The 25,408-nt window shown below is 70.7% G+C and carries 18 protein-coding genes; 9 read left to right on the top strand and 9 right to left on the bottom strand.

The window, feature by feature from the left end:
- Nucleotides 1–8: 8 nt before the first annotated feature.
- The 3 genes from ACQYVW_RS05895 to ACQYVW_RS05885 all read left to right on the top strand — a co-directional run bounded on the left by ACQYVW_RS05895 (nucleotide 9) and on the right by ACQYVW_RS05885 (nucleotide 4,911).
- Nucleotides 9–2,630, top strand: a complete 2,622-nt coding sequence (locus ACQYVW_RS05895; protein ID WP_434946350.1) for a TonB-dependent receptor plug domain-containing protein — start codon at nucleotides 9–11, stop codon at nucleotides 2,628–2,630.
- Nucleotides 2,631–2,848: 218 nt separating this feature from the next.
- Nucleotides 2,849–3,739 carry an RNA polymerase sigma factor RpoH gene (rpoH, locus tag ACQYVW_RS05890; RefSeq protein ID WP_434946349.1) on the top strand — a complete coding sequence of 297 codons (891 nt, stop codon included), beginning with the start codon at nucleotides 2,849–2,851 and terminating at the stop codon, nucleotides 3,737–3,739.
- Between the two features lie 95 nt (nucleotides 3,740–3,834).
- Nucleotides 3,835–4,911 carry a helix-turn-helix domain-containing protein gene (locus tag ACQYVW_RS05885; RefSeq protein ID WP_434946348.1) on the top strand — a complete coding sequence of 359 codons (1,077 nt, stop codon included), beginning with the start codon at nucleotides 3,835–3,837 and terminating at the stop codon, nucleotides 4,909–4,911.
- Here ACQYVW_RS05885 and ACQYVW_RS05880 read toward each other — a convergent pair.
- The 4 genes from ACQYVW_RS05880 to tal all read right to left on the bottom strand — a co-directional run bounded on the left by ACQYVW_RS05880 (nucleotide 4,853) and on the right by tal (nucleotide 8,969).
- Entirely contained in the window at nucleotides 4,853–5,530 is a 678-nt protein-coding gene (locus ACQYVW_RS05880; RefSeq protein WP_434946347.1) for a DUF2306 domain-containing protein, read from the bottom strand. The two genes, ACQYVW_RS05885 and ACQYVW_RS05880, sit on opposite strands and share 59 nt — an antisense overlap.
- Before the next feature lie 136 nt (nucleotides 5,531–5,666).
- Entirely contained in the window at nucleotides 5,667–6,476 is an 810-nt protein-coding gene (zupT, locus tag ACQYVW_RS05875; protein WP_434934117.1) for a zinc transporter ZupT, read from the bottom strand.
- An 80-nt stretch (nucleotides 6,477–6,556) separates the two neighbouring features.
- Complete coding sequence (locus ACQYVW_RS05870) at nucleotides 6,557–7,840, bottom strand: NAD(P)/FAD-dependent oxidoreductase (protein ID WP_434946346.1); 1,284 nt, start codon at nucleotides 7,838–7,840, stop codon at nucleotides 6,557–6,559.
- Nucleotides 7,841–8,021: 181 nt separating this feature from the next.
- Nucleotides 8,022–8,969 carry a transaldolase gene (gene tal, locus ACQYVW_RS05865; protein ID WP_434946345.1) on the bottom strand — a complete coding sequence of 316 codons (948 nt, stop codon included), beginning with the start codon at nucleotides 8,967–8,969 and terminating at the stop codon, nucleotides 8,022–8,024.
- Nucleotides 8,970–9,093: 124 nt separating this feature from the next.
- Between tal and ACQYVW_RS05860 the strand changes: the two genes are divergently transcribed.
- Nucleotides 9,094–9,885 carry an NYN domain-containing protein gene (locus ACQYVW_RS05860; RefSeq protein ID WP_434946344.1) on the top strand — a complete coding sequence of 264 codons (792 nt, stop codon included), beginning with the start codon at nucleotides 9,094–9,096 and terminating at the stop codon, nucleotides 9,883–9,885.
- On the opposite strand, the gene ACQYVW_RS05855 is transcribed toward ACQYVW_RS05860, so the two are convergent.
- Nucleotides 9,879–12,095: a primosomal protein N' gene (locus tag ACQYVW_RS05855; protein WP_434946856.1), complete on the bottom strand. Its 2,217-nt coding sequence runs from the start codon at nucleotides 12,093–12,095 to the stop codon at nucleotides 9,879–9,881. The genes ACQYVW_RS05860 and ACQYVW_RS05855 overlap by 7 nt on opposite strands.
- A gap of 474 nt (nucleotides 12,096–12,569) precedes the next feature.
- On the opposite strand from ACQYVW_RS05855, the gene ACQYVW_RS05850 reads away from it, so the two are divergent.
- Complete coding sequence (locus tag ACQYVW_RS05850; RefSeq protein ID WP_434946343.1) at nucleotides 12,570–13,502, top strand: RNA polymerase sigma factor sigma-70 region 4 domain-containing protein; 933 nt, start codon at nucleotides 12,570–12,572, stop codon at nucleotides 13,500–13,502.
- A complete protein-coding gene (locus tag ACQYVW_RS05845) occupies nucleotides 13,489–14,067 on the top strand; it encodes a DUF3106 domain-containing protein (RefSeq protein ID WP_434946342.1) in 579 nt (192 codons plus the stop codon). The genes ACQYVW_RS05850 and ACQYVW_RS05845 overlap by 14 nt, the downstream gene beginning before the upstream one ends.
- Nucleotides 14,068–14,101: 34 nt before the next feature.
- Here ACQYVW_RS05845 and ACQYVW_RS05840 read toward each other — a convergent pair whose 3' ends face one another.
- Together ACQYVW_RS05840 and ACQYVW_RS05835 are read right to left on the bottom strand one after the other, a co-directional pair.
- Entirely contained in the window at nucleotides 14,102–14,410 is a 309-nt protein-coding gene (locus tag ACQYVW_RS05840; RefSeq protein WP_434946341.1) for a DUF4286 family protein, read from the bottom strand.
- A 14-nt stretch (nucleotides 14,411–14,424) separates the two neighbouring features.
- Nucleotides 14,425–15,642 carry a DUF3667 domain-containing protein gene (locus ACQYVW_RS05835; protein WP_434946340.1) on the bottom strand — a complete coding sequence of 406 codons (1,218 nt, stop codon included), beginning with the start codon at nucleotides 15,640–15,642 and terminating at the stop codon, nucleotides 14,425–14,427.
- Nucleotides 15,643–15,837: 195 nt separating this feature from the next.
- Between ACQYVW_RS05835 and ACQYVW_RS05830 the strand changes: the two genes are divergently transcribed.
- Nucleotides 15,838–17,220 (top strand): MATE family efflux transporter, encoded by a 1,383-nt coding sequence (locus tag ACQYVW_RS05830; protein WP_434936461.1) that lies wholly within the window; start codon nucleotides 15,838–15,840, stop codon nucleotides 17,218–17,220.
- 55 nt (nucleotides 17,221–17,275) lie between these two features.
- Nucleotides 17,276–19,162 (top strand): signal peptide peptidase SppA, encoded by a 1,887-nt coding sequence (gene sppA, locus ACQYVW_RS05825; RefSeq protein WP_434946339.1) that lies wholly within the window; start codon nucleotides 17,276–17,278, stop codon nucleotides 19,160–19,162.
- A gap of 96 nt (nucleotides 19,163–19,258) precedes the next feature.
- Here the strand turns inward: sppA and ACQYVW_RS05820 are convergent, their stop codons facing one another.
- Nucleotides 19,259–20,284 (bottom strand): sugar kinase, encoded by a 1,026-nt coding sequence (locus tag ACQYVW_RS05820; RefSeq protein WP_434946338.1) that lies wholly within the window; start codon nucleotides 20,282–20,284, stop codon nucleotides 19,259–19,261.
- A 189-nt stretch (nucleotides 20,285–20,473) separates the two neighbouring features.
- On the opposite strand from ACQYVW_RS05820, the gene ACQYVW_RS05815 reads away from it, so the two are divergent.
- Complete coding sequence (locus tag ACQYVW_RS05815; RefSeq protein ID WP_434946337.1) at nucleotides 20,474–23,251, top strand: TonB-dependent receptor; 2,778 nt, start codon at nucleotides 20,474–20,476, stop codon at nucleotides 23,249–23,251.
- A 557-nt stretch (nucleotides 23,252–23,808) separates the two neighbouring features.
- On the opposite strand, the gene ACQYVW_RS05810 is transcribed toward ACQYVW_RS05815, so the two are convergent.
- The gene (locus ACQYVW_RS05810; RefSeq protein ID WP_434946336.1) at nucleotides 23,809–25,407 is read right to left on the bottom strand and encodes a carboxylesterase/lipase family protein; all 1,599 of its coding nucleotides are present in this window, start codon (nucleotides 25,405–25,407) and stop codon (nucleotides 23,809–23,811) included.
- Nucleotide 25,408: the final 1 nt, after the last annotated feature.

Raw genomic sequence — 25,408 nt, 5'->3', positions numbered from 1 at the left:
AACGCCTCATGACATCCCTTTACCGGTCGCGTGCGCGCGGGATCGCCGCACTGCCGATCGCCATTGCCTGCGCCCTGCCCGCGCTTCCCGTCGCTGCCCAGGACGCGCCCGCCGAAGACACCCAGACCCTCGACCGCATCCAGGTCACCGGCTCGCGCATCCGGCGCGCCGACATCGAGGGTGCGGTGCCGCTGACCGTGATCGATCGCGCGGCGATCGACGCCAGCGGCGATGTGTCCGTGGCGGACGTGCTGCGCGATTCGACCTTCTCATCGTTCGGCAATTTCCGTCCGCGCTCGGGCAGCTCGGCCCAGGCGATGGCCGACATCGACCTGCGTGGCATCGGCTCCGACCGCACCCTGGTACTGGTGGACGGCCGCCGGGTGCCGTACGCGCCCTCGACCGGCAGCAACGCCGATCTCAACACCATCCCGCTGGCGGCGGTGGAGCGCATCGAGATCCTGTCCGACGGCGCCTCGGCGCTGTACGGCTCGGATGCGATCGGCGGCGTTGTCAACATCATCCTGCGCAAGGACTACGAAGGCGCGGAAGTCCGCTACGGCATCGGCAACCCCAAGGTGCGCGGCGGCGATACGGAAGAAGCTTCGCTGGTCTTCGGCACCTCGTCCGACCGCGGCAGCCTGATCCTCGGCGCCTCGGCCAACTCGCGCGACATGGTCTACACCCGCGACCAGATCAGCGGCACCCTGCGCGGCGGCTCGTTCTACGGCAACAACTTCTACTTCGAGAGCGCGACCGATCCGGGCGAGGAAGGCGAGTTCGGCGGCGCGCTGCCGGGCTATGCCTGCGACGATCCCAACTTCTGGCGCAATGGCGACAACTGCGTCTACGACTTCAACGCGGTCGCCGCCGACGAGGCCTCGGTCAAGAACAAGTCGCTGTTCGCGCGCGGCAACCTGCAGATCAACGAGGACTGGTCGATCTACGCCTCCGGCAGCTACAGCAGTACCGACAGCTTCGGCCGCTACGCGCCAACGCCGGGTGCGCTGTACGTGCCGGAAGGGTCGCCCAACGACCCGCTGCCCGGCGACGGCCTGGGCGCCTTCGTCTACCACCGCTACGCCGCCGCGGGCAACCGCGACAACTTCGTCGACAACACCGTCGCCGACCTCAATCTCGGCTTCAACTGGCAGGCCACCGACAACCTCTACCTCGACTTCGGCATGCGCCGCAGCAAGGCCAAGTTCAAGGAACTGGGCCGCGGCTACATCGTCACGCCGCTGGCCGAGCAGGCGGTCGCCAACGGCACGTACAACCTGTTCGATCCGTTCGGCAACTCGGAGGAGGTGATCAAGGGATTCACTGCGACCACCTCGCGCGATGGCATCTTCGACATCGAAGAGCTGTACGCCAATGCCACGCTCGACCTGTTCGAGATGGGCGGCGGCGTGTCGGTGGTGGCTTTCGGCGCCGAGTATCGCCAGGAGGACTACGCTGACATCTACGATTCGCTGTCCGAGGCGGGCGTGGTCGCTGGCTCCTCGGGCAACTCGGCGGCCGGCTCGCGCGAGATCTACGCGGCCTATGCCGAGTGGCTGTTCCCGATCGTGGACAGCTTCGACTTCACCGTGGCTGCGCGCTACGACCGCTACAGCGACTACGGCAGCGACGTCTCGCCGAAGGTGTCGATGCGCTGGCAGCCGCTGGAAAACCTGACCCTGCGCGCGTCGGTAGGCCAGGGATTCCGCGCCCCGCCGCTGCCCTACGTACACGGCAAGCGCGCGTTCTCGGCCGAGCAGGTCAACGATTACCGCACCTGCGTGGTGCTGGGCTACGCGCCGGCCGACTGCGGCGGCGACGCCAATGGCGACAACATCGCCGACGGCCCGCAGGGCGATGACGTGAGCTACCAGGTCGACACCTGGTCGAGCGGCAACATGGACCTCGAGTCGGAGACCTCGCGGCAGTTCAGCGTGGGCCTGGCCTGGGACGCGACCGACTGGCTGAACCTCACCCTCGACTACTACTCGATCGAGGTCGAGGACCGCATCCGCCTGATCGAATACCAGGAGCTGGTGAACTTCGACAACGCCGGCATCGCGCTGCCCAGCGGGACCTCGGTGTTGCGTCGTGGCAACGGTTCGATCAGCGAGGTCAACACGGCCTACGCCAACGAAGGCGACCTGGAGACCAGCGGCCTGGACCTCAACCTGCGGACCCGTCTGGACCTCGATGGATCGGGGCGTCTGGAGAACTGGCTGCAGGTGGCCAAGGTGCTGGACTACACGGTGACCGACGGCACCACGGTCAAGGACCGCCTGGGCTGGATCTCCGCGCCCGACCTGCGGGTCAACCTGCGCAACAGCTGGACGCTGGGCGCCTTCACCGCCAACTGGAACCTCAACTACATCGACTCGCAGGAGAATCCGGGCAGCACGCCTTCGTTCGGCTTCGTCGGCGGTGGGCCGGGCTCGCGCCTGGGCAGCTACACCACCCACGACCTGTCGGTGACCTACCGCGCGCCCTGGGAGGGCAGCATCACCCTCGGCGTGAACAATGCCGGCGACCGCTATCCCGAGCTGCTGGAGGTCCGTGGGCGGCCCTGGAACTTCGAGCTGTACGACGCGTACGGGCGCACGCTGTACATGCGTTACGCGCAGACGTTCTGAGTTCAGGCGCTGCGGTGCTGTCCACGGAGGCCGGCGCAGGGATGCGCCGGCCTTCGTTTTTCTGTAACTTATTGATGTTTAAGAGGTTGTCGGCCTGCTTCGCGGTTCACCGCGCCGTCGCGGCGCGAGCGGAATACTGGGGTCGTTCCAGCCGTGCAACACAGGGAACTTTCCCATGCCTTAGCAGTCACAGGTAGCGACTGCTAGACTCCTTTCCCATGAAGACGCCCATGTCCCAAGCCCTCGTTGCCAACAACCTGCCGGTTCCCGCCTTCACCGGGCTGACTCCGCTCGGTTCGCTGGAGGCCTACATCGGCGCCGTCCACCAGATCCCGGTGCTGTCCTCTGAGGACGAGCAGGCGCTGGCGCGCCGCTACCGCGACGAGGAAGACCTCGATGCGGCACGCGAGCTGGTGCATTCCCACCTGCGCTTCGTCGTCCATGTGGCCCGCGGCTACAGCGGCTATGGCCTGCAGCTGGGCGACCTCATCCAGGAAGGCAACATCGGCCTGATGAAGGCGGTCAAGCGCTTCGACCCCGATATCGGCGTGCGCCTGGTGAGCTTCGCGGTGCACTGGATCCGCGCCGAGATGCACGAGTTCATCCTGAAGAACTGGCGCATCGTGAAGGTCGCCACGACCAAGGCGCAGCGCAAGCTGTTCTTCAACCTGCGCAAGAGCAAGACCCGTCTGGGGTGGCTCAATGCCGAGGAAGTGCGCACCGTCGCGGCCGACCTCAACGTTTCCGAGCGCGAGGTGCTGGAGATGGAGTCGCGCCTGTCCGGCCGCGACGTCGGGTTCGACGCGCCGTCCGACGAGGACGACGATCGCGCGCCGCCCGCGCCTGCCGCGTACCTGATCTCGCGCGACGAGGATCCCGCCCAGGCCTACGAGCGGATGGACAGCGAGGACAGCCAGCTCGAGCTGCTGCGCGAAGGCATGACCCGGCTGGATGCGCGTTCGCGCGACATCATCCGGCGCCGCTGGCTGGATGCCGACAGCAAGATCACGCTGCAGGAGCTGGCCGACGAATACGGCGTGTCGGCCGAGCGCATCCGCCAGGTGGAAGCGAACGCGCTGAAGAAGATGAAGGCGCTGTTCACGGCCTGATCGCGGCGCGCCCGCAGGAGCGATGAAGCCCGGCCACGTGCCGGGCTTTTGCTGTGCGCGGTACCCTGTGCGGCGGTGACCGACCCGATTCGCACGTGACCCGATTCTGGATCCTCCTGTACGCCGTAGGCGCGGTCCAGGCGGCAATGCTTGCGCCCGCGCTGTGGCGTCGCCCGGTCAACACGGCCGCCAACCGCGTGCTCTCGCTGTGGCTGGCGCTGATCGCCATCGATCTGGCCGTCAAGGCGGCCCACATCTCGGCGCCCCAGGCGGGCTTCGCCCCCGCATTCCGGGTGCTGCGGCTGATGCCGTTCGCCTATGCGCCACTGTTCTTCCTCTACGTGCGCACCCTGGTGAGCGGCCGCGCGCCAGGGCTGCGCGATCTGTGGCACGGGATCTGGCTGGCCCTGCTGCTCGCCCGGATGGCCGGCTGCTGGCTTGCGGGCGCGCCCGTGTCGGCGGACGGGGACTGGCACCGGCGCTGGTTCGACCCGGTGCTGTTCTCTGTCGCGCTGGGCTATCTGGCGGCCGGGGCGCTGCAGGTGCGGCGCTACCGGCGCTGGCTGCGCGGCCGGCGCTCGGACGCCGACCGGCTGTCGATGCGCTGGCTGGCGGCCATGGTCGTGTGCCAGCTCGTGATCTGGGGCATCGCCGCGCTGCATGCGATGGCGCAGTTGCCGATGGTCGACTATTTCCTGATCTATGCAGCCGTCGCCGGCTGGGTCTGCGTGGTCGGCTGGTTCAGCCTGAGCCAGCCTCCGGTGGCCGAGCCGCTCGGGTCCCAGGCGCCTGGACCGGCGCCGGTCGCGGCCGAGGGCGACGATCCGCGCTTCGACGAGGTCGAGGCGCGCCTGGTGCAGCTGATGTCGGAGCAGGCGCTGTATCGCGAGCCGGCGCTGGGCATCGCCCAGGTCGCGCGGCGCAGCGGCTATCCCGAATATCTGGTCTCGGCGGTGATCAACCGCCGGCTCGGCGGCAACTTCTGGGAGTACGTGAATCGCCACCGGATCGAAGCGGTGCGCGCCTGCCTGGCCGATCCCGGCGACCGGCGGGGGATCCTGGAGATCGCCTACGACGCCGGCTTCACCTCCAAGTCGACCTTCAACACCGCGTTCAAGCAGCGGGTGGGCCAGACGCCCAGCGCGTACCGGGCACAGCACGCGACGCGGTAGGCGGCGCAGGAGCGCGCAGCCGCAGCAGCCAGGCGCAGACGGCCAGGTTGAACAGCCAGCTGGCCCAGGCGGTGCCGATATAGACCGGCAGGAAAGGCCAGCCCAGCGGGCCGGTGCCCAGCGCCAGCATGACCCGGAGCGTGACCGCCCCCGCGGTCAGTGCCATCGAATATGCCATCCAGCGCCGGTGCCGCGCGATCTGCCCGGCGATGGCCAGGCGGATGCCGTTCGCGGTCACGCCGAGCCACAGCAGCGACAGCAGGCTGAAGCCGGCCCGGCTGGGCCAGCCGCCGTGGGCCTGCTGGGCCAGCGACAGCCCGGACACTCCGCCGATCAGGATCGCCCCCGCCGACAGCCAGCCGCCGAGGCGGTGCAGCGCCGGCCAGCGCCTGCGCACGCCCTGGCTCAGCTGCAGCGGCAACAGCAGCAGGGCCAGTCCCGCGCCGAAGAAGTGCGCCGGCACATCCAGTCCGGAGACCGCGAACCGGGCCGCGAAGGGGTCGCCGCCGCGCGCGGTGAGGTACAGGTAGGCGAAGGCATACGCGGCGGTGGCCAAGCAGGCGAGCGAGAACAGCCCCTGTGCCAGGAGCAGGACGAGGGCGGACAGGCGGGGACGCATGGGCTTCTCCATCGGATCGATGGGAGGAGGGTGCGGAACAGGGCAGTGGCGGTCGTCCGGGCCGGCGGACCCGAACGCTATGGACGCCTTCGCAGGTGCGGATCGGCCGATCCGTACGTCGCTCAGGCCGGGCGGATCACCACTTGAACAGGACCAGGCTGATCGCCAGCGCGCCCATGCCGGTCACCAGGCCGTACACGGTCTCGTGCCCCTTGGCGTAGCGCTTGGCCGCCGGCAGCAGCTCGTCCAGGGCCAGGAACACCATGACCCCGGCGATCAGGCCGAACACCGCACCGAAGACCGCGTCGGACATGAACGGGCGCAGCAGCGCATAGCCCACGATCGCGCCAACCGGCTCGGCCAGCCCCGACAGCAGGCAGGCGACGAAGGCGTAGGTCTTGTTGTTGGTGGCGAAGTACACCGGGACCGCGATGGCGATGCCCTCGGGAATGTTGTGGATGGCGATGGCGAACGCCAGCGGCATGCCCACGCCGGGGTTCTCGAGCGTGGCGAAGAAGGTGGCCAAGCCCTCGGGGAAGTTGTGCGCGGTGATCGCCACCGCGGTCAGCAGGCCGACGCGTTTGACGTAGTCGACGTTGTGCTCGCGGAAATAGGGATCGTCGACCTCGAGCCGCTCGTGCGGGTTGGGCACCAGGCGGTCGATGGTGACGATCAGCAGCACGCCTGCCAGGAAGGCGATCGTGCCCCAGGTGAAGCCGAGCCGGTCGCCGAACTGCGCCGAGAACGACGCCACCGACTTGCCCAGGATCTCGCCCAGCGACACGTACACCATCGCGCCGCCGGCAAAGGCCAGGCCGAACGCCAGCAGGCGCGCGTTCGGGCCCTTCGACGCGAATACCAGCAGGCTGCCGAAGCCGGTGGCCAGCCCGGCCACGGTGGTGACCGCAAGTGCGATCAGCATGTTCTGCGTGGGGACATCGGTCATGCGCGGGCCGCTTCGGGGGACGCGACATCCTAGCCCAGCCGCTGTGCACGCGATGCTGCTTTCGCAGGTGCGCCCGATCGTTACTTTGTATCGGACCGATCGTCGCCGCCAAGGATGATGCGTGCCGCGCGCTGGTGGGTCCAGTACGCCACCGACCAGTTGAGCAGCACCACCGAGCGGTTGCGGAAGCCGATCAGGAAGAACAGGTGCGCGACCAGCCAGAACCACCAGGCCAGCATGCCGGAGAAGCGCAGCTTTCCGAGGTCGACCACCGCGGCCATGCGGCCGATGGTGGCGAGGTTGCCGAAGTCCCGATAGCGGAACGGCGCGCCTTCGCCTTCCTGTCCGGCCAGGCGCGCGCGGATCATGCGCGCCACGTGCCGGCCCATCTGCTTGGCCGCCGGCGCCACGCCCGGCACGGGACGGCCGTCGGCGCGCGCGATCGCCGCCAGGTCGCCGGCCACGAACACCTCCGGATGGCCGGGGATGGAGAGGTCGGGCCGCACCTGCACGCGCCCGGCGCGGTCGAGCGGCACGCCCAGGCAGCGGCCGAGCGGCGACGCCGCCACGCCGGCGGCCCAGACCACGGTGCGCGCCGGTACGAACTCGCCGCCGCGCCAGTAGCCCGCTTCGGTGATGTCTTCGACCGCGGCGCCGGTCTGCACCTCGACGCCGAGCTTCTCCAGCTGCGTCCGCGCCCGTTCCGAGAGGTCTTCCGGGAACGAGGACAGCACGCGCGGCCCGGCCTCCACCAGGCGCACGCGCGCGCGGGCCGGATCGATGTTGCGGAACTCGCCGCCCAGGGTGTGGCGCGCGATCTCGGCCAGGGTGCCGGCGAGTTCCACCCCGGTGGGGCCGCCGCCGATGATGGCGAAGCTCAACCAGGCGTCGCGCTCGGCAGGGTCGGTGGCGGCTTCGGCCCGCTCGAAGGCCAGCAGCAGCTTGCGCCGCAGGTCCAGTGCATCGTCGAGCGTCTTCAGGCCGGGCGCGTGTTCCGCCCAGTGCTCGTTCCCGAAATAGGCGTGGGTCGCGCCGGTGGCCAGCAGCAGCTGGTCGTAGCGCAGGCGGCGCACGCCTTCGGCATGGTCGAGTTCGACCTCGCGCGCGTCCACGTCGATGCGCGAGACGGTCGCCAGCTGCACCTGCACGTTCTTCTGCCGGCGCAGGATCTGCCGCAGCGGGGCGGCGATGTCGGGCGCGGACAGGCCAGCGGTCGCCACCTGGTAGAGCAGGGGCTGGAACAGGTGGTGGTTGCCGCGGTCGACCAGGGTGATGCGCACCGGCGCGGAGCGGAGCGCGCGCGCAGCCCAGAGGCCTGCGAAACCGCCGCCGACGATCACCACGTGTGCCTGGCTGGCTTCCATGGCACCCATTCTATGGGCCAGGGCGCGCGGCGTTGTGGACATCGCGTATGCAAACGCCGCCATGCGGCGGAGGCCGCCACTTTCGCGCCGGCATATGCACGCGGCGCCCGCAGGCGCCGCGTACGACTCGCATCGGAGGCATGGCACCGCGCTGCGGCGGCGCCATGCGCAGCACGAAGTCTCAGCCGATCTTCGCGGCCAGCTGCGCTTCCAGCTTGCGCTGGTCGGCGGCGAAGTTGCGGATGCCCTGCGCCAGCTTCTCGGTGGCCATGGCGTCTTCGTTGTGCTGCCAGCGGAACGCCGGCTCGTCGAGCGCGGCAGGCGGGGTGCCGCGGTCGCCGCTTTCGACCAGCGCGCGCTCGACCGTGCCCTCGGACTCCTCGAGCGCGGCCAGCAGGTCGGGCGAGATGGTCAGACGGTCGCAGCCGGCAAGGGCCAGCACTTCGCCGGTGTTGCGGAAGCTCGCGCCCATCACCACGGTCTGGTAGCCGTGCTGCTTGTAGTACTGCCAGATGCGGGTGACCGACTGCACGCCCGGATCGTCCTGCGGCGTGGCCGGCTTGTCCATGCCGTTGGCCAGGTGCCAGTCGAGGATGCGGCCGACGAAGGGCGAGATCAGGAACACGCCGGCCTCGGCGCAGGCCACCGCCTGCGCGAACGAGAACAGCAGGGTCAGGTTGCAGTGGATGCCTTCGCGCTCGAGCCGCTCGGCGGCACGGATGCCTTCCCAGGTCGACGCGATCTTGATCAGCAGGCGGTCGCGGCCGATGCCGGCCTGGTCGTAGAGCTCGACCAGGCGGTGCGCCTTGGCGATCGTGGCTTCGGTGTCGAAGCTCAGGCGCGCATCCACCTCGGTCGAGACGCGGCCGGGGATCAGCTTGAGGATCTCGCCGCCGATCGCCACCGACAGCCGGTCGCCCGCGTCGGCCACCTTCGCCTCGCCGCTGCCGCTGGCGCCGGCCACCGCCTCCGCGAGATGTCCGGCGTAGGCCGGCAGGGCCGCGGCCTTGAACAGCAGCGAGGGGTTGGTGGTCGCGTCCATCGGCTTGAAGCGGGCGATGGCCTCGATGTCGCCGGTGTCGGCGACGACGGTGGACAGGGAACGGAGCTGTTCGAGCTGGGTCGGCATGTCGGCGTGGCGTCTGCGAATGCGGGGACACGCATTGTCGCCGATCCGCCGTGCCGCTGCCGTGTTGGTTTCAGGCCGTACGATCGCCGCGCTACCCTGTCGCCTGCACCCAGGGGACACCGACATGGCCGAAAGCGACAAGCGCATCGCCCTGCTGATCGACGCGGACAACGCGCCGGCGGCGAAGATCGACGCCATCCTCAACGAGGTGGCCCGGCACGGCGTGGTCAACGTGCGCCGTGCCTACGGCAACTGGAAGAGCCAGAACCTGGCCGGCTGGGAGAAGGTGCTGCACGAGTACGCGATCCGCCCGATCCAGCAGTTCGCCTATTCCACCGGCAAGAACGCTTCGGACATGGCCATGGTGATCGACGCCATGGACCTGATGTACGCGCGCACGCTGGACGGCTTCGCCATCGTCTCCAGCGACGCCGACTTCACCCCGCTGGTGATGCGCCTGCGCAACGACGGCTACGCGGTCTACGGTTTCGGCCAGAAGCAGACGCCGCTGCCGTTCGTGAAGGCCTGTTCCACCTTCCTGTTCCTGGAGAAGCTCGGCGACGACGGCGACGTGGCGCCCGACCAGGCGCGGCCCAAGACCTCGGGCGAGCTCAAGGGCGACCAAGCGCTGGCGCACCAGCTGCGCGGCGCGGTCGCGGCGGTGGCCGACGACGAGGGCTGGGCGCATCTGGGCGGCGTGGGCAGCCACTTGGGCAACCAGGGCTCGTTCGATCCGCGCAACTACGGCTATCGCAGCCTCAGCGCGCTGATCGACGCGGTGGAACTGTTCGAGGTGCGCCGCGAGGGGCAGAAGGTGCTGGTGCGCGAGCGGCCGCGCGCCGATCCGCGGCGCCGCAGGCGTCCCGGCAAGGCCGCTCCGGCCAAGGCCGGGCCGGGCGGCGAAGCCGCTCAGTAGAGGTCGGCGGGGTCCACGTCCAGCGACCAGCGCACCTTGCGCGCCTCGGTCAGTGCGTGGATCGCGGGGACCGCGTCGTGGAGCGCGGCATGCAGGGTGCGCCGCGACTGCGCGAGCAGCAGCAGCTGGGCGCGGTGCATGCCGGCGCGCCGCGGCATCGGTGCCGGCATCGGGCCGCTGATCGACAGCCCGTCCTGCGCCGATGCGCGCGCGCGGCCCGCGGGTTCGAGCGTGCGGCGCACGGCGCGCAGGAACTCCATCGGCGGTTCGGCGTGCTTGGATTCGGCGCGCAGCAGCGCCAGGTGCGCATAGGGCGGGAAGCCGGCGGCTTCGCGCTGGGCCAGCTCGTCGCCGGCGAACGCGGGGTAGCCGCCGGCGATGAGGGTCGCGAGCAGCGGATGCTCCGGATGATGGGTCTGCAGCAGCACCTCGCCGGCGCGGCGCGCGCGACCGGCGCGACCGGCCACCTGGATCAGCAATTGCGCGAGCTTCTCGTGGGCCCGGAAGTCCGCCGAGAACAGCCCTTCGTCGACGCCGACCACGCAGACCAGGCTCAGGTCAGGCAAATCGTGGCCCTTGGCCAGCATCTGGGTGCCGATCAGGATGCCCGGCCTGTCGCCCAGGCTGCCGAGCAGCTGCGCCAAGGCATCGCGGCGCTGGGTGCTGCCCCGGTCGATGCGCAGCACCGGCACCTCCGGGAACGTCGCTGCAAGGACTTCCTCGATCCGCTCGGTGCCCGCGCCCTGCGGCTGCAGCGCCAGGCTGGCGCAATCCGGGCAGGCCGGCGGCGATGGCCGGCGATGGCCGCAGTGATGGCACTGCAGACGCCTGCCGTGCGCGTGCACGGTCATCGGGCGGCCGTGTTCCGGCGTGCTGCAGCGGGGGCACTGCGCGCTCCAACCGCAGTCGTGGCAGAGCAGTACCGGTGCGTAGCCGCGACGGTTGCGGAATACCAGCACCTGGCCGCCGCTGCCGAGCGCGCCGCGGATCGCATCGAGCATCTGCCCCGACAGCCCCGCATCCAGCGCGCGCTTGCGCACGTCGATCACGCGGACCGCGGGGGGGCGTGCATCGCCCGCGCGCTGCGACAGGCGCAGGTAGCCGTAGCGGCCGGCGCCGGCGTTGTGCAGGCTCTCCAGCGACGGCGTGGCGCTGCCCAGCAGTACCGGGACGCCGAGCGACTTGCCGCGCACCAGGGCGAAATCGCGCGCGTGGTAGCGGATGCCGTCCTGCTGCTTGTAGCTGGCGTCGTGCTCCTCGTCGATCACGATCAGGCCGGCATCGGGCAGCGGCGTGAACACGGCCGAGCGCGTGCCGACGATCACCCGCGCCTCGCCGCGCCAGGCCGCCGCCCAGGTGCGGGCGCGTTCGTTGTCGTTGAGTCCGGAGTGGGCGGCGTGCACCGGCACGCCGAGGCGCGCACGGAAGCGCGCCAGCAACTGCGGAGTCAGGCCGATCTCCGGTACCAGCACCAGGGCCTGGCGGCCTCGCGCCAGACAGTCCGCGATCGCGTGCAGGTAGACCTCGGTCTTGCCGCTGCCGGTGACGCCGTCGAGCAGCATGGGCGCGAAGCCCGCCGCCTCGCGCACGGCCTCGATCGCCGCGCGCTGCTCGGGGTTGGGGGTCGGGCCGGGTTGCGGAGCGGGCGCGAAGCCCGGCGCCGGGACGGCGATGCGTTCGGCCAGGCCGCGGCCCTCCAGCGCGCGCGCCGCGGTGCGCCAGGCCTCCATCGAACCCAGCGCCTCCTCGTCGCGGGGTGCGGCCGCCAGCAGTTCGGCCAGGTGCCGGGGGCGGCTGCCGCGGCGCAGGCCGGGCAGCGCGGCTGCGCCGGCCTCGGTCAGGCGCCAGGCCCAGGCATGGGTGTCGGGGATCGGTTCGCCGCGGCGCAGGGCGGCCGGCAGGGCCGTGGCCAGCACCTCGCCCAGCGGCGCATGGGTGTAGCGGCCCAGCCAGCGCAGCGACTCGAGCAGTTCGCCCTGCAGCAGGGGCGTTTCGTCCAGCAGCGCGTGCACGGGCCGCAGGCGGGCTTCCGGCGCGGGTGCGGCAGACCCCACCCCGGCGACCACGCCGACGAGTTCGCGCGGCCCGAACGGTACCCGCACGCGCCGGCCGATGTCGTCCGGACCGGGGAGGTGCCCGGCCGGAGCGGCGTAGTCGAACAGCCGCAGCGGCGGCAGCGGCAGGGCGACCTGGAGGACGGGCGGGGCGATGTCGGACACCGCCGAAGTCTAGCGAGTGTGGCGGGCCGGCCTGCCGCTTTGGCGCGCCGCGACTTGCGCGGCCAAGTTGCCGGCGCGCCGACGTAGGTGGCGCAAGTCGATGGTGTGGAAGGGTTTTCCCCTTATCCACAATTTGTGTGGATAAGTCTGTGCACCAAGCGCTTTCGGGGCACGTTTTGACGGCGTCATCCATGTGAAAGGCTGGCTTGGCGAAAAAAACGCCACCTGACATTTGTCAAGAAAAATCAATGACTTGACCGTGAAACAAAGCCTTCACATAGACAAACGCCCTTCACGGACCCGCGGATGTGACGTTTTGGCGACGCATGTGCACAACATGCGCCCGCACAGCCGCGCGCGGATCAACGAATGAGACGATCGTCAAGTCGTGCGGCCCCGCCGCGGGCGCGCCGTATCATGGCGCGCAGCGGGCCGCCCCCGGGCCCGTAAACCGGTTTTCCCCTCTTGAACGATCCCGTTGCGGCCCGTGCCGCCCTGACCGCTTTCCTGCGTGGCGTCGAACGTCGCGGCGTGGTGTTCGCGCACTGGCAGGGCGGCGACGCCGCGCTGGGCGACGCGGCCCTGGCCGCAACCCTGCGCGGGTTCGCGCAGGCGGCGCCGGGCCTGCCGTTTGCCGAGTGGCCCCGCCGCTTCTGGGCGATGCTGCTGGCCGCTCCGCAACTGCGCGGCGCTGGCGGGGCCTCGGCCGAGGTGCCGGCCGCAGTGGCCGGGCTGGGCAGCGGGCCGCGCGCGGCCCTGCTGCTGCGGGTCGTGGCCGGGCTGGCCGAATCGGAGGCCGCGGCCGTGCTCGGCATCGCCCGGCCGACCTACCGCCTGGCGCTGCAGCGGGCGCTGCCGCATCGCGACGACGGCAGTGCCGACCCCGACGCCTGGCGCGCGCTGTCGCAGTCCGCGCAACTGGCGGTGCGGGCGGTGCCGGCCGAGCGGCTTGAGACCATCGCCCTGCTGCGCGACGGCCTGCGCCCGCCGCCGGTCCGCACCGCGGGTGCGCCGGAGGCCGCGCGCCGGCCGGCCTGGCTGTGGCCGTCGACGCTGGCGGTGGGCGCCCTGACGGCTGGAGCGCTGGCCGCTACGTGGTGGGGACCCTGGCTGCCCGCCCCCGAAACCGGAGGGGGGGAACGCATCCGGATCGAGGACCTGCCGCCGCCGGCGGCACCGGCCGCCCGCTTCGACCCGGCGGGAACGCTCGCCAGCCATCGCGACCTCGCGCTGCTGCTCGACGAGGCGACGGGTGTGTTTGCCGACGACGCCGATCCCGCCTTCGATGCCTGGCTGGTGATGGCGCTGGGGCAGGACGACCGCCTGCCGCCGGTCCCCGACACCACCAGGATCGACGAGGGCGCCGCCTCGCAGGAGCAGGTGGATGCGCCGCGCTAGCGTTGGCCTGGCCATGGCGGCGCTGGCCCTGTTGCTGGGGGCGGCGGGCGCGGGCGCGCAGTCGTCGCCCTCGGCGCGCCTGGCCGCGCTCGACCCCGCACAGGCCGAGGCCCTGCAGCGTCGGCTGCAGGCATGGGAGGCGCTGCCCGAAGCGTTGCGGCGCGAGCGCCGCGAAGTCTGGCAGGCCTGGCGCGCCCTGCCGGAAGCCGAGCGCGAGCGCATGCGCGCCGCGCGGGAAGCCTGGCGTTCCCTGCCCATCGCCGAGCAGCAGGCGCTGCGTGCGCGCTTCGATGCGCTCGATGCCGGCATCGCGCGCGGCTGGCTGCTGGGGCCGGTGCTGGGCGCGGACTGGCCCCGATTGCACGCGCTGTTCGCCCAGGTACCCCCGGAAGAGCGCGAGGCCCTGCTGCAGGCCTTGCGCGCCCTGCCGGCGCAGGCGCGCGACGACCTGGCGGTGCTGGCCCAGCGCATTCCGCCGCAGGAGCGCGACGGCCTGCGGACGGCCCTGCTGGCGCAGCCGGCGGCGCAGCGGGCGCAATGGTTGCGCCAGCGCGTGGGGCCCTGAAGCCCGCGCGAGCGCGGGCCGCCCGCTACGCCGGTCAGCCTGGAAGCGGGCGCAACACCCTGCGCGCGGCGCGGATCCGGTTGCCGAACAGTTCCATGCCTTCGGCGCGCATCCGCGCGGCGTGGTCCTGCAGGTAGCGCTCCAGCGCCCCGGCATCGGCCAGGCGGTAGTGCACGCAGGCCTGCACCAGGCCGGCATCGGGCGGGGTCTCCACCACTTCGAACATTTCGGCCGACTCGAACCCCGGCAGCGCCAGCATGCGCTGCACATGCCCGGGCAGCCACGCCAGGTAGGCGTCGGCGACCGCGCGATCGATCCGTACGCTCACTTCGTAAAGCACCATCGCGTCCCTCCCGCCTACATCCACACCAGGCTGGTGATCGTGGTGAACACCGCGCCGAAGCTCAGCAGGATCGAATAGCACAGGCCGATCACCGCGAACTTGAGCAGGGTCATCGTCCAGCCCTGCCGGTACACGCGTTTCTGCATCAGCAGCAGGTACAGCGGCATCCAGATCCAGATCGCGGCCTCGACCAGGTCGAACGCGAGCAGCGCCGCCAGCTGGGTCGGCGCCAGCCAGTGCTCCAGGCCCATCGAGAGGAACATCAGCAGCAGCGCCAGGCACAGGAAGGCATGGCTGTGCAGCGCAACGATCAGGTGCTCCATGTACAGGCGCCGCTTGAACACATAGGCGGCCTTGAGCATCAGGGCGAACAGCGGCAGCAGCACGAACAGGGTCGAGGGCACGGCGCCCAGCACCGCGTCCTTGAACAGGTCGGGGTCTTCCTGCAGTCGCGGGATGTTCTTTTCCAGGCGGCCGATCTGGCGATTGATCCAGTCGTTGGCGAATCCCGGCAGGGATGCGATGCGCACCGGGTTGCGCTCGGCGTCCCAGGGCTCGCTGCCGCTGAACTGCAGCCGGTGCAGCCGCGGGATCGGCGGTGGGCCGCCGGTCTCCTCCGCATGGCGGAAGGCGGCGATGCGTTCCTCGGCCTGGGCGCGGATGGCCGCCTCGCCGGCGCTCAGCGCGGCGTCGGTCGCGCGTCGTGCGGCGCCCGCGACGGGCGGCTCGGCATTGTCTGCGGCGTCGGTGGGGGTGGCCTCATCGGTCCGGGCCGCGGCCAGTCGCTCCAGGGCGCGGTCGCGCGCCTGCTCGACCTCGGCGATGTCGCGCGCGGTCTCGATGCCCGAATCGCCGCCGAACTGGACGGGGCTTTCGGTGCCGAAGCTCAGGGTGAACTTGCCGACGAAGAAGGTCAGCACCGCAATGAAGAAGAACAGCCGGAACGGGCTGACGTAGCGGATGCGGCGTCCGGCGAAATACTCCAGGGTCAGGTAGCCCGGCCGCGCGAGCAGCGGCCACAGCGTGCGCGGAGTGCGCGAATCCCATTCGAAGACACTGTCGAGCACGTCGCCCACCAGGCTCGAGAAGTGGCGCACCAGGCCCTTCACCGGTTGCCCGCAGGCGTAGCAGTGTTCGCCCAGCAGCGCGGTGCCGCAGTTGGCGCAGTCCGCCTGCACGCCGGGCGATGCGGCTGGCACGGTGTCTGCGGTCGGGGGCTGCGGTGTACTCATCGGCATGACGGTCCTGGTCGTGTTGGCCCGCGGCCTGGCTCGCTGCCGCGGGCAGGCGCGTCCGGCGTGGCCTGCACAGCCTGCGCCGCGGTGACGATAAGGGGGACGGACGGTAAGATACCGGCCGCCGCCGACCCGGCGCCAGCGCGCGACACTGGATCGCTGCCGGCCGCAGTCGCGCCTTCCCCCGCTCCCATGACTCCGCCCGCCCCGCCGGCGCGCTTCCGCCATGAAGTGCGCACCACCGCGGCGTTGGCCGCGCCCCTGGTGGCCGGCCATCTCGCCACCGGCCTGATCGGCTTCGTCGACAACGTGATCGCCGGCCGCCACGGCACCAATACGCTGGCCGGGGTCGCGGTCGGCACGGCGATGTTCTGGCTGCCGATGATGGTGCCCATGGGCACGCTGATGGCGCTGCCCCCATCGGTTTCGCAGCTCGACGGCGCCGGCCGGCGCGGTGAGATCGGGCCGCTGTTCCGACAGGCCCTGTGGCTGTCGCTGATGCTGGGGCTGCTGCTGTTCGCCTGCCTCAGCCTGTCGGTATACGCGCTCGAACCGATGGGCATCGCACCGGAGGTGCGGCCCACGGCCACGGCTTTCCTGCACGGCATCCGCTGGGGCATCCCCGCGCTCACCCTGTACTTCTGCCTGCGCTACCTGTGCGATGGCCTGCACTGGACCTTGCCGACCATGGCCTTCGGTTTCGGTGGCCTACTGGTGCTGCTGCCACTGGGTTACGCGATGACCTTCGGTGCGTTCGGTTTCCGCGAGATGGGGGCGGGCGGGCTGGGACTGGCCTCGGCGACGATGATGTGGCTGCAGGTGGCGGGCTTCCTGGTCTACCTGGCGCGCTCGCGCCGCTTCGCGGCGCTGCGCCTGTTCGAGCGCTTCGACCTGCCGCGCTGGCGCGAGATCGGGGGCCTGCTGCGTACCGGCCTGCCGATCGGCGTGACCGTGGCGATGGAGGGTGGCCTGTTCATCGTCACCGCGCTGCTGATCGGACGGCTGGGCGAGTTCGAGGTGGCCGCGCACCAGATCGCGATCAACGTGGCCTCCCTGTGTTTCATGATCCCCTTCGGGCTGGCCGAGGCGACCACGGTGCGCGTCGGGCATGCGGTGGGCGCCGCGCGCGGCGCCCAGGGCGTGCGCCGCGCGGCCTACGCCGGCATGCTGCTGGTGCTGGGGACGCAGGCGCTGTCGGCCACGGTGTTGCTGGGCTGGCACGATGCGATCGCGGCGATCTACACGCGCGACCTGGCGGTGGCCGCGCTGGCCGGAACCCTGCTGCTGTATGCGGCGGCCTTCCAGTTCCCCGACGGGGTGCAGGTGCTCTCCGCCGGCGCCCTGCGCGGGCTCAAGGACACCCGGGTGCCGATGTTCATCGCCGCATTCGCCTACTGGGGCGTGGGCATGCCGCTGGGCGCCGGCCTGGGCCTGGGGCTGGGCTGGGGGCCGACCGGCATGTGGTTGGGGCTGATCGCCGGGCTGCTGGTGGCGGCGGTGCTCATGGCCTGGCGCTTCCTGCGCAGCAGCAGGGCGGACGCCCTGCCACCGGGCCGGGTGACGAACGACGCATGAAAACCCCGCATCCGGCGGGTACTCTGCACATCCGGAACAGCGAGCAAAGCCCCCAATGAGTCAAGCCTCTTCGCGCGGCCCCGTGGCGCGCGCCATCGTCGGCGTCTGGGACGGGATGAACTTCGTCCGCCGGCTGATCCTGAACCTACTGTTCTTCTTCCTGCTGCTGCTGGTGCTGGCGGTCGTGGTGGGCGGCGGCCGGGGGCTGCAGCCGCTGCAGACGGGCACCACCCTGGTGTTCGCCCCGGAGGCGGTGCTGGTGGAGCAGTACACCACCGACCCGATGAGCCGCTCGCTGCAGGCCAGCTTCGGCCAGGGCCCGGCCGAGGTGCAGCTGCGCGATGTGCTGAAGGTGCTGGAAGCCGCGCGGACCGACGACAACATCGAGCGCGTGCTGCTGCGCGTGGACCGGATGGGCTTCGCCGGCTTCGCCGCGATCCGCGAGATCGGCGCGGCCGTGCAGGCGCTGCGCGAATCGGGCAAGCAGGTGGTCGCCTTTGGCGAACGCTTCAGCCAGGCGCAATACCTGCTGGCCGCGCATGCCGACGAGGTCTATCTCGATCCGCAGGGCGAAGTGCTGCTGATGGGCCTGAGCGGCTATCGCCAGTTCTATCGCGAAGGCCTGCAGGACAAGCTCGGCATCGACATGCACCTGTTCAAGGTGGGCGAGTACAAGTCGGCGGCAGAGCCCTTCATCCGCGACGATGCCTCTCCCGAGGCCAAGGAAGCCGACCTGTTCTGGCGCGGCGATGTCTGGCAGCGCTACCTGGCCGATGTCGCCCGCCTGCGCGGGACCACCGCAGAGAAGCTCGCGGCCGACATCGACACGCTGCCGCAGGGCATCACCGCGGCGAACGGGGACATCGCCCAGTACGCGCTGCAGCAGAAGCTGGTGGACGGGCTGAAGACCCAGGAAGAGCTGGAGCTCCTGCTGGCCGAGCGCGGCGAGCCGGACGAGGAGGCCCAGGGCGGCTTCCGCCAGGTGGGCTTCCTCGACTACCTGCGCCATGCCGAGGGCCCGGCGCGCGCCGTGGACCCGCGCCCGCAGGTGGCGGTGGTGGTGGCCGAAGGCGAGATCGTGGAAGGCCGGCAGCCGCCGGGCCGGATCGGCGGCGAATCGACCGCGGCCCTGTTGCGCGAGGCGCGCGACGACGACGACGTGAAGGCGGTCGTGCTGCGGGTGAACTCGCCCGGCGGCTCGGCCTACGCCTCCGAAGTGATCCGGCGCGAGATCCTCGGGCTGCAGGCGGCGGACAAGCCGGTGGTGGTCTCCTTCGGCGACGTGGCCGCGTCCGGCGGCTACTGGATCAGCATGGACGCCGACCGCATCTACGCCGATCCCTCCACGATCACCGGATCGATCGGCATCTTCGGCCTGGTCCCGACCTTCCCGCGCGCGCTTGAGAAGATCGGCGTGCGGACCGACGGCGTGGCCACCACCCGCATCGCCGGCGCCTTCGACCTGAGCCGGCCGCTGTCGCCCGAGGTCGGGCAGGTGATCCAGGTGGCGATCGAGAAGGGCTATCGCGATTTCATCACCCGCGCGGCACAGGGACGCGGGCGCACGCCCGAGCAGATCGATGCGGTCGCGCGTGGGCGGGTGTGGACCGGCGGGCAGGCGCGCGAGCGCGGGCTGGTCGACGAGTTCGGCGGCATCCAGGCGGCCGTGGCCGATGCCGCGGCCCGGGCCAAGCTGGGCGAGGCGGGCAACTGGCGCCTGCGCTATGTGGAGCGCGCGGCGACGCCGTTCGAGAAGCTGTTCACCGGCTTCGTGCAGGGCCGCATCGGCCAGGCCTGGCTGCGCGATTCGGAGTTCGCGCAGTCTCTGCTCGCGCGTGCCGCGCCGCAGGCCGGGCGCGACCTGGACGTGCTGGAGCAGGTGCTCAAGCCCCGCAACGGCGCGCCGGTGTCGGTGCTGGCGCACTGCTTCTGCGGGATCTGAAGGTTCGCCGGCGCTGCCGGCGGCCCGCGGCGGCGGAACACGCCGCCGCCGATGCAGCAGACCACCCGGGCGCGGCCCAGGTGGGCGGTCGTGGCCTCAGCGCTTCACGTCCAGGCGTTCGCCGCGCACCAGCGCCAGCACATCTTCCGCGTCGCACAGGTTGAAGTCGCCAGGCACCGAGTGCTTGAGGCAGCCTGCAGCGTGGCCGAAACGCAGGCTCTCCTGGTCGTCCCAGCCGCTCAGCAGGCCGTGCAGCACGCCGGCGGCAAAGGCATCGCCGCCGCCGATCCGGTCGACGATGCCCGGCAGTTCGCGCGCCTCGACCTGGTGCAGTTCCCCCGCGCGCGTGGCCATGAGCGCGCCGAGCGCATGGTGCTCGACGCTGGCCTGGGCGCGGGTGGTGCAGGCCAGGCGCTGCAGGCGCGGAAACGCATCGAATGCCCGCCGCGCCGCGCGGGCGAAGCGCTGCGCATGCGGCGCGTCGCCGTCGCCATCCTCGGCGCCCAGCACCACATCGATGTCGCGATGGTCGGCGAAGGCGATCTCGCAACCGTCCAGCAGGGGCCGCAGGATGCGCGCCGGCTCGCCGTCCCAGGCCGCCCACAGCTTGGGACGAAAGTTGCCGTCGAAGGACACGCGCACGCCCAGTGCGGCAGCGGCCCGCACCGCGTCGGCCGCGGCGGTGGCGGTGGCCGCGCCCAGCGCCGGGGTGACCCCCGACAGATGCAGCCAGCCCACGCCGCGCAGCAGGACCGGCCAGTCGTACTCCGCGGCGGGCGCCAGCGCGAAGGCCGAGGCCGCACGGTCGTAGAGCACCTCGCTGGGGCGATGGCCGGCGCCGGCCGCCAGGAAATACAGCCCCATGCGGCCTTCCACCGCGCGCACCGCGCGGGTGTCCACGCCATGGCGGCGCAGTTCGCCCAGGGCGGCGCGACCCAGGGCGTTGTCGGCCACGGTGCCCAGCATCGCCACCTCGTGCCCGAACCGGGCCAGCGACACGCCGACGTTGGCCTCGGCCCCGCCGATGCGAACCTCCAGCGCGGGCGACTGCAGCAGCAACTCCCGTCCGGGCGCCCCCAGGCGCAGCAGCAGTTCACCGAAACACGCGATCCGACCGGCCATGAGCTCTCCTTGGTGGCGCCTTCCCCGCGGCCCGGGATGGGCCGTTTTGCGCCGCAGCATGCTTGCGGGGAAAGGTTTTGTTAGGGTTTTGACCAGCGGTGTCATTCGGCCCGCCAGGCAATCGTCCAGCGACACCATACAACCGTCAGCCGTTGCAGGGTCCACGTCTGACTCCACGGGAGGGGAATTATGCAAGCTGCTTCGAGGGTAAAAAAGACACCGGTTACCTTGCTCGCGTTGTCGATCGGCCTCGCGCTGCAGGCGAACGCCATGCTCGCGCTTGCGCAGGAGGCCGAGGCGCCTGGGGCAGCGGAGGAGGCGCAGACCCTGGATACGATGGTCGTGACCGGCTATCGCGCCAGCCTGGAGAAGGCGCTGGACATCAAGCGTGGCGAGGCCGGGGTGGTGGACGCGATCGTCGCGGAAGACATCGCCGATTTTCCCGACCTCAACCTGGCCGAATCGCTGCAGCGCATCCCGGGCGTGTCGATCACCCGCGAGGGCGGCGAGGGGCGCAATATCTCGGTGCGCGGCCTCGGGCCGCAGTTCACCCGCGTGCGCATCAACGGCATCGAGGCGCTGGCGACCGGCGGCGGCACCGACACCTCCGGCGGCGTGAACCGCGGACGCGGCTTCGACTTCAACACCTTCGCCTCGGAACTGTTCAGCCAGCTCGTCGTACGCAAGACCTCGGCGGCCGAGATCGAGGAAGGCTCGCTCGGCGCGACCGTCGACCTGCGCACGGCTCGGCCCTTCGATTTCGACGGCTTCACCCTCTCGGTTGGCGGGCAGGCGAGCTACAACGATCTGCTCGAGGAAACCGATCCGCGCGGCAGCTTCCTGATCAGCAACACCTTTGCCGACGACAAGCTTGGCGCGCTGCTCTCGGTCGCCTACACCGATCGCAAGGTGGTGGAAGAGGGGTCCGACTCGGTGCGCTGGGCCAACGGCACCTCGAACGGCAACTTCAGCGCCTCCTCGCCGTTCCTGCAGGCGCGCAGCGCGGACGTCTTCCACCCGCGGATCCCGCGCTACAACGTCTACGTCCACGACCAGGAACGCATCGGCCTGACCGGTTCGCTGCAGTTCCGCCCCAACGACCGCACCGAGCTGGTGTTCGACGCGCTCTACGCGCGCTTTGACGCCAATCGCTGGCAGGACAACATGAATGCGGTGTCGTTCAGCCGCGGCAACAATCCAACAAATCCACCGGCCACCGGCAAGCCGAACACGGTGGTGCTGGACGGCGAGATCGACGACCGCGGCAACCTGGTCTACGGCGTGTTCGACAACGTCGACATCCGCTCCGAGGGACGCTACGACGAACAGACCACCGACTTCCTGCAGTGGGGCTGGACGCTGAAGCACCGCTTCAGCGACGACGTCACGCTCAACGCGCTGGTGGGCAGTTCGCGCTCGGAGTACGACAACCCGATCCAGACCACGATCATCATGGACAAGTTCGATGTCGACGGGTACTCGTGGGACTACCGCGGCAACAGCCGCCTGCCGGCGTTCGACTACGGCGCGCTGGATCCGCTCGATCCGAACGGCTGGAGCCTGGCCGAAGTGCGGCTGCGGCCCCAGTACGCGCGCAACGAATACGACACCGGGCAGGTGGACATGACCTGGAATGCGTCGCCGTACTTTTCGCTCAAGGGCGGTGCGCACTACAAGGATTACACCTACACCGGCCGCGAGTGGCGGCGGGCATCCGAGGGCGCGGTGCCGGCGGTGGACAGCGCGACCCTGGCCGGGCTGGTGCGCGAGTTCGGCCTGTACGGCATCGGCGCGGGCGGAACGAACCGCTGGGTGGTCCCGGACGTGAACGCGTTCGCGGACGCCTACGACATCTACAGCAACCGCGGCCTGTTCGCCGTGTCGGACACGCTGTCGGGTGTGGCGGCCAACAATCGCGTCGTCAACGAGCGCAGCACAGGCTTCTACGTGCAGGGCGACTTCTCGTTCGACATCGGGCCGGTGCCGTTCCGCGGCAACGTCGGCGTGCGCCGGGTTGACACCGAACTCACCAGCGACGGTTCCTCGATCGTGGGCGGCGTCTCGGTGCCGACCCGCGTGACCCACGACTACACGGACACGCTGCCGTCGTTCAACCTCATCGCCGAGGTGGCCCCCGATTTCATCGTGCGGCTGTCGGGTGCCGAAGTGATGTCGCGACCGAACCTGGGCTTCCTCAACCCGGGCGCCACGGTGACCGTCAGCGGCGGCGCCCGCACCGTGACCACCGGCAACCCGAGGCTCGATCCGTTCCGCGCCAAGACCCTCGACCTCAACCTCGAGTGGTACTTCAGCAACGAAGGTCTGCTGTCGCTGGGCGCGTTCTACAAGGACATCGACAGCTACATCCAGACCTCGCGCGAAACGCGGCCGTTCAGCAGCTCCGGCCTGCCCGAGTCGCTGCTGGCCGGCACCGGCGCGACGCCGGCGGACGACTTCGTCTTCCAGCAGCCGCTCAATACCCCCGGCGGCGACCTCACCGGTTACGAGATCAGCTACCAGCAGCCCTTCACCTTCCTGCCGGGCGCCTGGCAGGACCTCGGCGTGCAGCTCAACTACACCTACGTCGAATCCGAGATCCAGTACCTCAGCTCGAGTGGCGCCCCGTCGGCGCGCGGGCCGATGGTGGGCTTGTCGGAGAACGCCTGGAACGCGACGCTGTACTACGACAACCAGAAGTTCTCCGCACGCCTCTCGGCCGCCTATCGCGACGAATATCTCAACCAGATCCCGGGCCGGGAGGGCAGCGACGTCGAAGGCACCAAGGCCACGACCACGGTCGACGCCTCGATCGCCTACAACATCAACGACCATCTCTCGGTCTCGCTGGAAGGGCTCAACCTCACCGACGAGTGGAGCGACCTGTGGATCGACTCCACCGGCGACCGCCCGATCGCCTACACCCACACCGGCCGGCAGTTCATGGTCGGATTCCGCTACAAGTTCTGACCCATCGCGTCGGCCCGGAAAGGGCCGCCGCGCGTCGTGAGATTCCAGACGGGGCCCGCATGGGCCCCGTTCTGGTTCCTCTACGGAGCGAGGGGTGGGAGCAGGGGGAGGCGCTGTCGTTTCCGCCTGGAGTTCAGGTCGCGCCCAGCAGGGGAGGTTATGGCTTAGTCGGCCCGCTGTGCTGTCGTGCCCGGCGCAATGCGTCGGCCGCGTGCACCGCAGTGCCGCGCATCCACGCCCAACTGCCCTGCGAGCACGAGGGCAAGTTGGGCGGGTGGGTGACTCGTGCGCAAACATCCCCCTGTGGAACGCCGGTAGCTCGATCCGCGTCACGGGGTTGGCTACCCTGCAGCGGCTGCGGCAGGCGCGCGTGATTCAGCGCCGCATGAGTGCAGATGCTGCCGTCCGCTGAGGTGCGATCTCGCCTGTGTGATGATCCGGGTCGCAGGTGATCGCGCGCACGAACGGTGGCCAAGGTCCACGGTGCGTGCGCACCAATCCCGTTGCCGGTAGATGGACCGAACGCGCGGCTGCCCCGCACGCCAGGAAGGCGTGCGTCAGAACGTCCCGCGCTGCACGAACGGAACCCCCTGGTACAGCCTGCGCTCGCCGCCGCGCGGGTCGTGCTCCATGCGCGGGCTGCGGTCGAACACCATCGTCTCGCGCCGCGCGAGCGAGTAGGGCAGCCAGTCCGCGGTGGCCGCGGTGCGGGGATCGCCGCTGCGCGCGAACGCCAGCAGGGTGCCGGCCATGGCATCGGCCACCCGCTGCGCCCCGGCGCTGGTTCCGGTGCGCGACCCGGGCTGTTGGATGTTGTCGAACACCAGCGGGATGTCGAGGGTGTGGAAGGCGCGCAGGCGCGCCTCCGGATCGACGTCGCGGGGATGCCAGTCGAGCTGGTAGGCCCAGGTGTTGCCTCCACGTGCGCGCGCACGCGCCTCCAGTTCCTCGATCGCGCCCCGCCAGGAGCGGCCCGCGGTGGTCGCGGCGAAGAACACCTCGCTCGGCGTGTAGTGCGGATACAGCCGCCGGTACTCGACAACCACCTGCTCCGGATCCAGGTCCACGTACTGGTGGGCACGCAGTTTCGCCGGCAGCGCATCCCAGTCGAGGCCGAAGTGGGCCGGATCGGCGCAGAGGAAGGCGCGCGTTTCGTCGCGGGTGTTGCCGATGACCATCGGGATCGACGCCGATTGCGCGGGGGCGTCCGGCCAGAACGGATGCCGCGGCAGCGTTACGCCGTCCAGCACCGGGCCCAGGTACAGGGTGGTGTCTTCCTCGCGCGAGGGGTCGCGCGTGGCCAGCGCATGCAGCACGGCGTCCAGCGGCAGCGTGGTCAGTGCATGGGCCTGGCCCGGGGCCAGGCCCAGTGCGTCCAGCAAGAGGCGCGCGCGTCCATCGGCTGCGCGCGGCCCGGCGGCGGTGACCTGCTGTCCGCTCATCGTCCAGGCGCGATGGAACAGCCCGCGCGCGGCCGGCATGGCCATCAGTGTCGCGATCTTCGCGCCGCCCCCCGATTGGCCGAACACGGTCACGTTGCCGGCATCGCCGCCGAACTCCGCGGCGTGCTGCTGCACCCAGCGCAACGCCTCGATCAGGTCGAGCTGGCCGATGTTGCCGGAGGTGGCATAGCCGCTGCCCAGCAGCTCCTTCAGGTGCAGGTAGCCGAAGGCGTTGAGCCGATGGTTCAGCGTGACCACCACCACGTCGCCGCGCAGGCACAGCCGCGTGCCGTCGTACAGCGGGTCGCTACCCGAGCCGGTGTTGAAGCCGCCGCCGTGCAGATAGACCAGCACCGGGCGCTTGCCGCCGTCGCGCAGCCCGGGTGTCCACAGGTTGAGGAACAGGCAGTCCTCGCTGCCGGGGCCCTCGCCGCCGCGCTGCGGGGCGGCGGCGCCGAACACGGTGGCATCGCGGACGCCGCGCCACGGGTCTTCGCGGCGCGGCGGCAGGAACCGCTGCCCGCGGGTATCGGCACCGTAGCGCAGGCCGCGGAACACATGGACGCCGCCTTCCACGGTGCCTGCGACGCGTCCCCCACGGACGCGCGCGTAGCTGGGCGTGGGAGACGGCGCAGCGGGTACGGTCATGGAGGCGAGCGCCGCTGCGGCCGCCAGCGCGCAGCGTTCCAGGAGGGCCCGGCGGGTGACCCGCATG

The sequence above is a fragment of the Luteimonas campi genome (genome assembly GCF_051162505.1).
Classification (GTDB): Bacteria; Pseudomonadota; Gammaproteobacteria; order Xanthomonadales; family Xanthomonadaceae; genus Luteimonas.
Note: the sequence above shows the minus strand (reverse complement) of the source record. Positions and strands in the feature narration are given on the sequence as shown.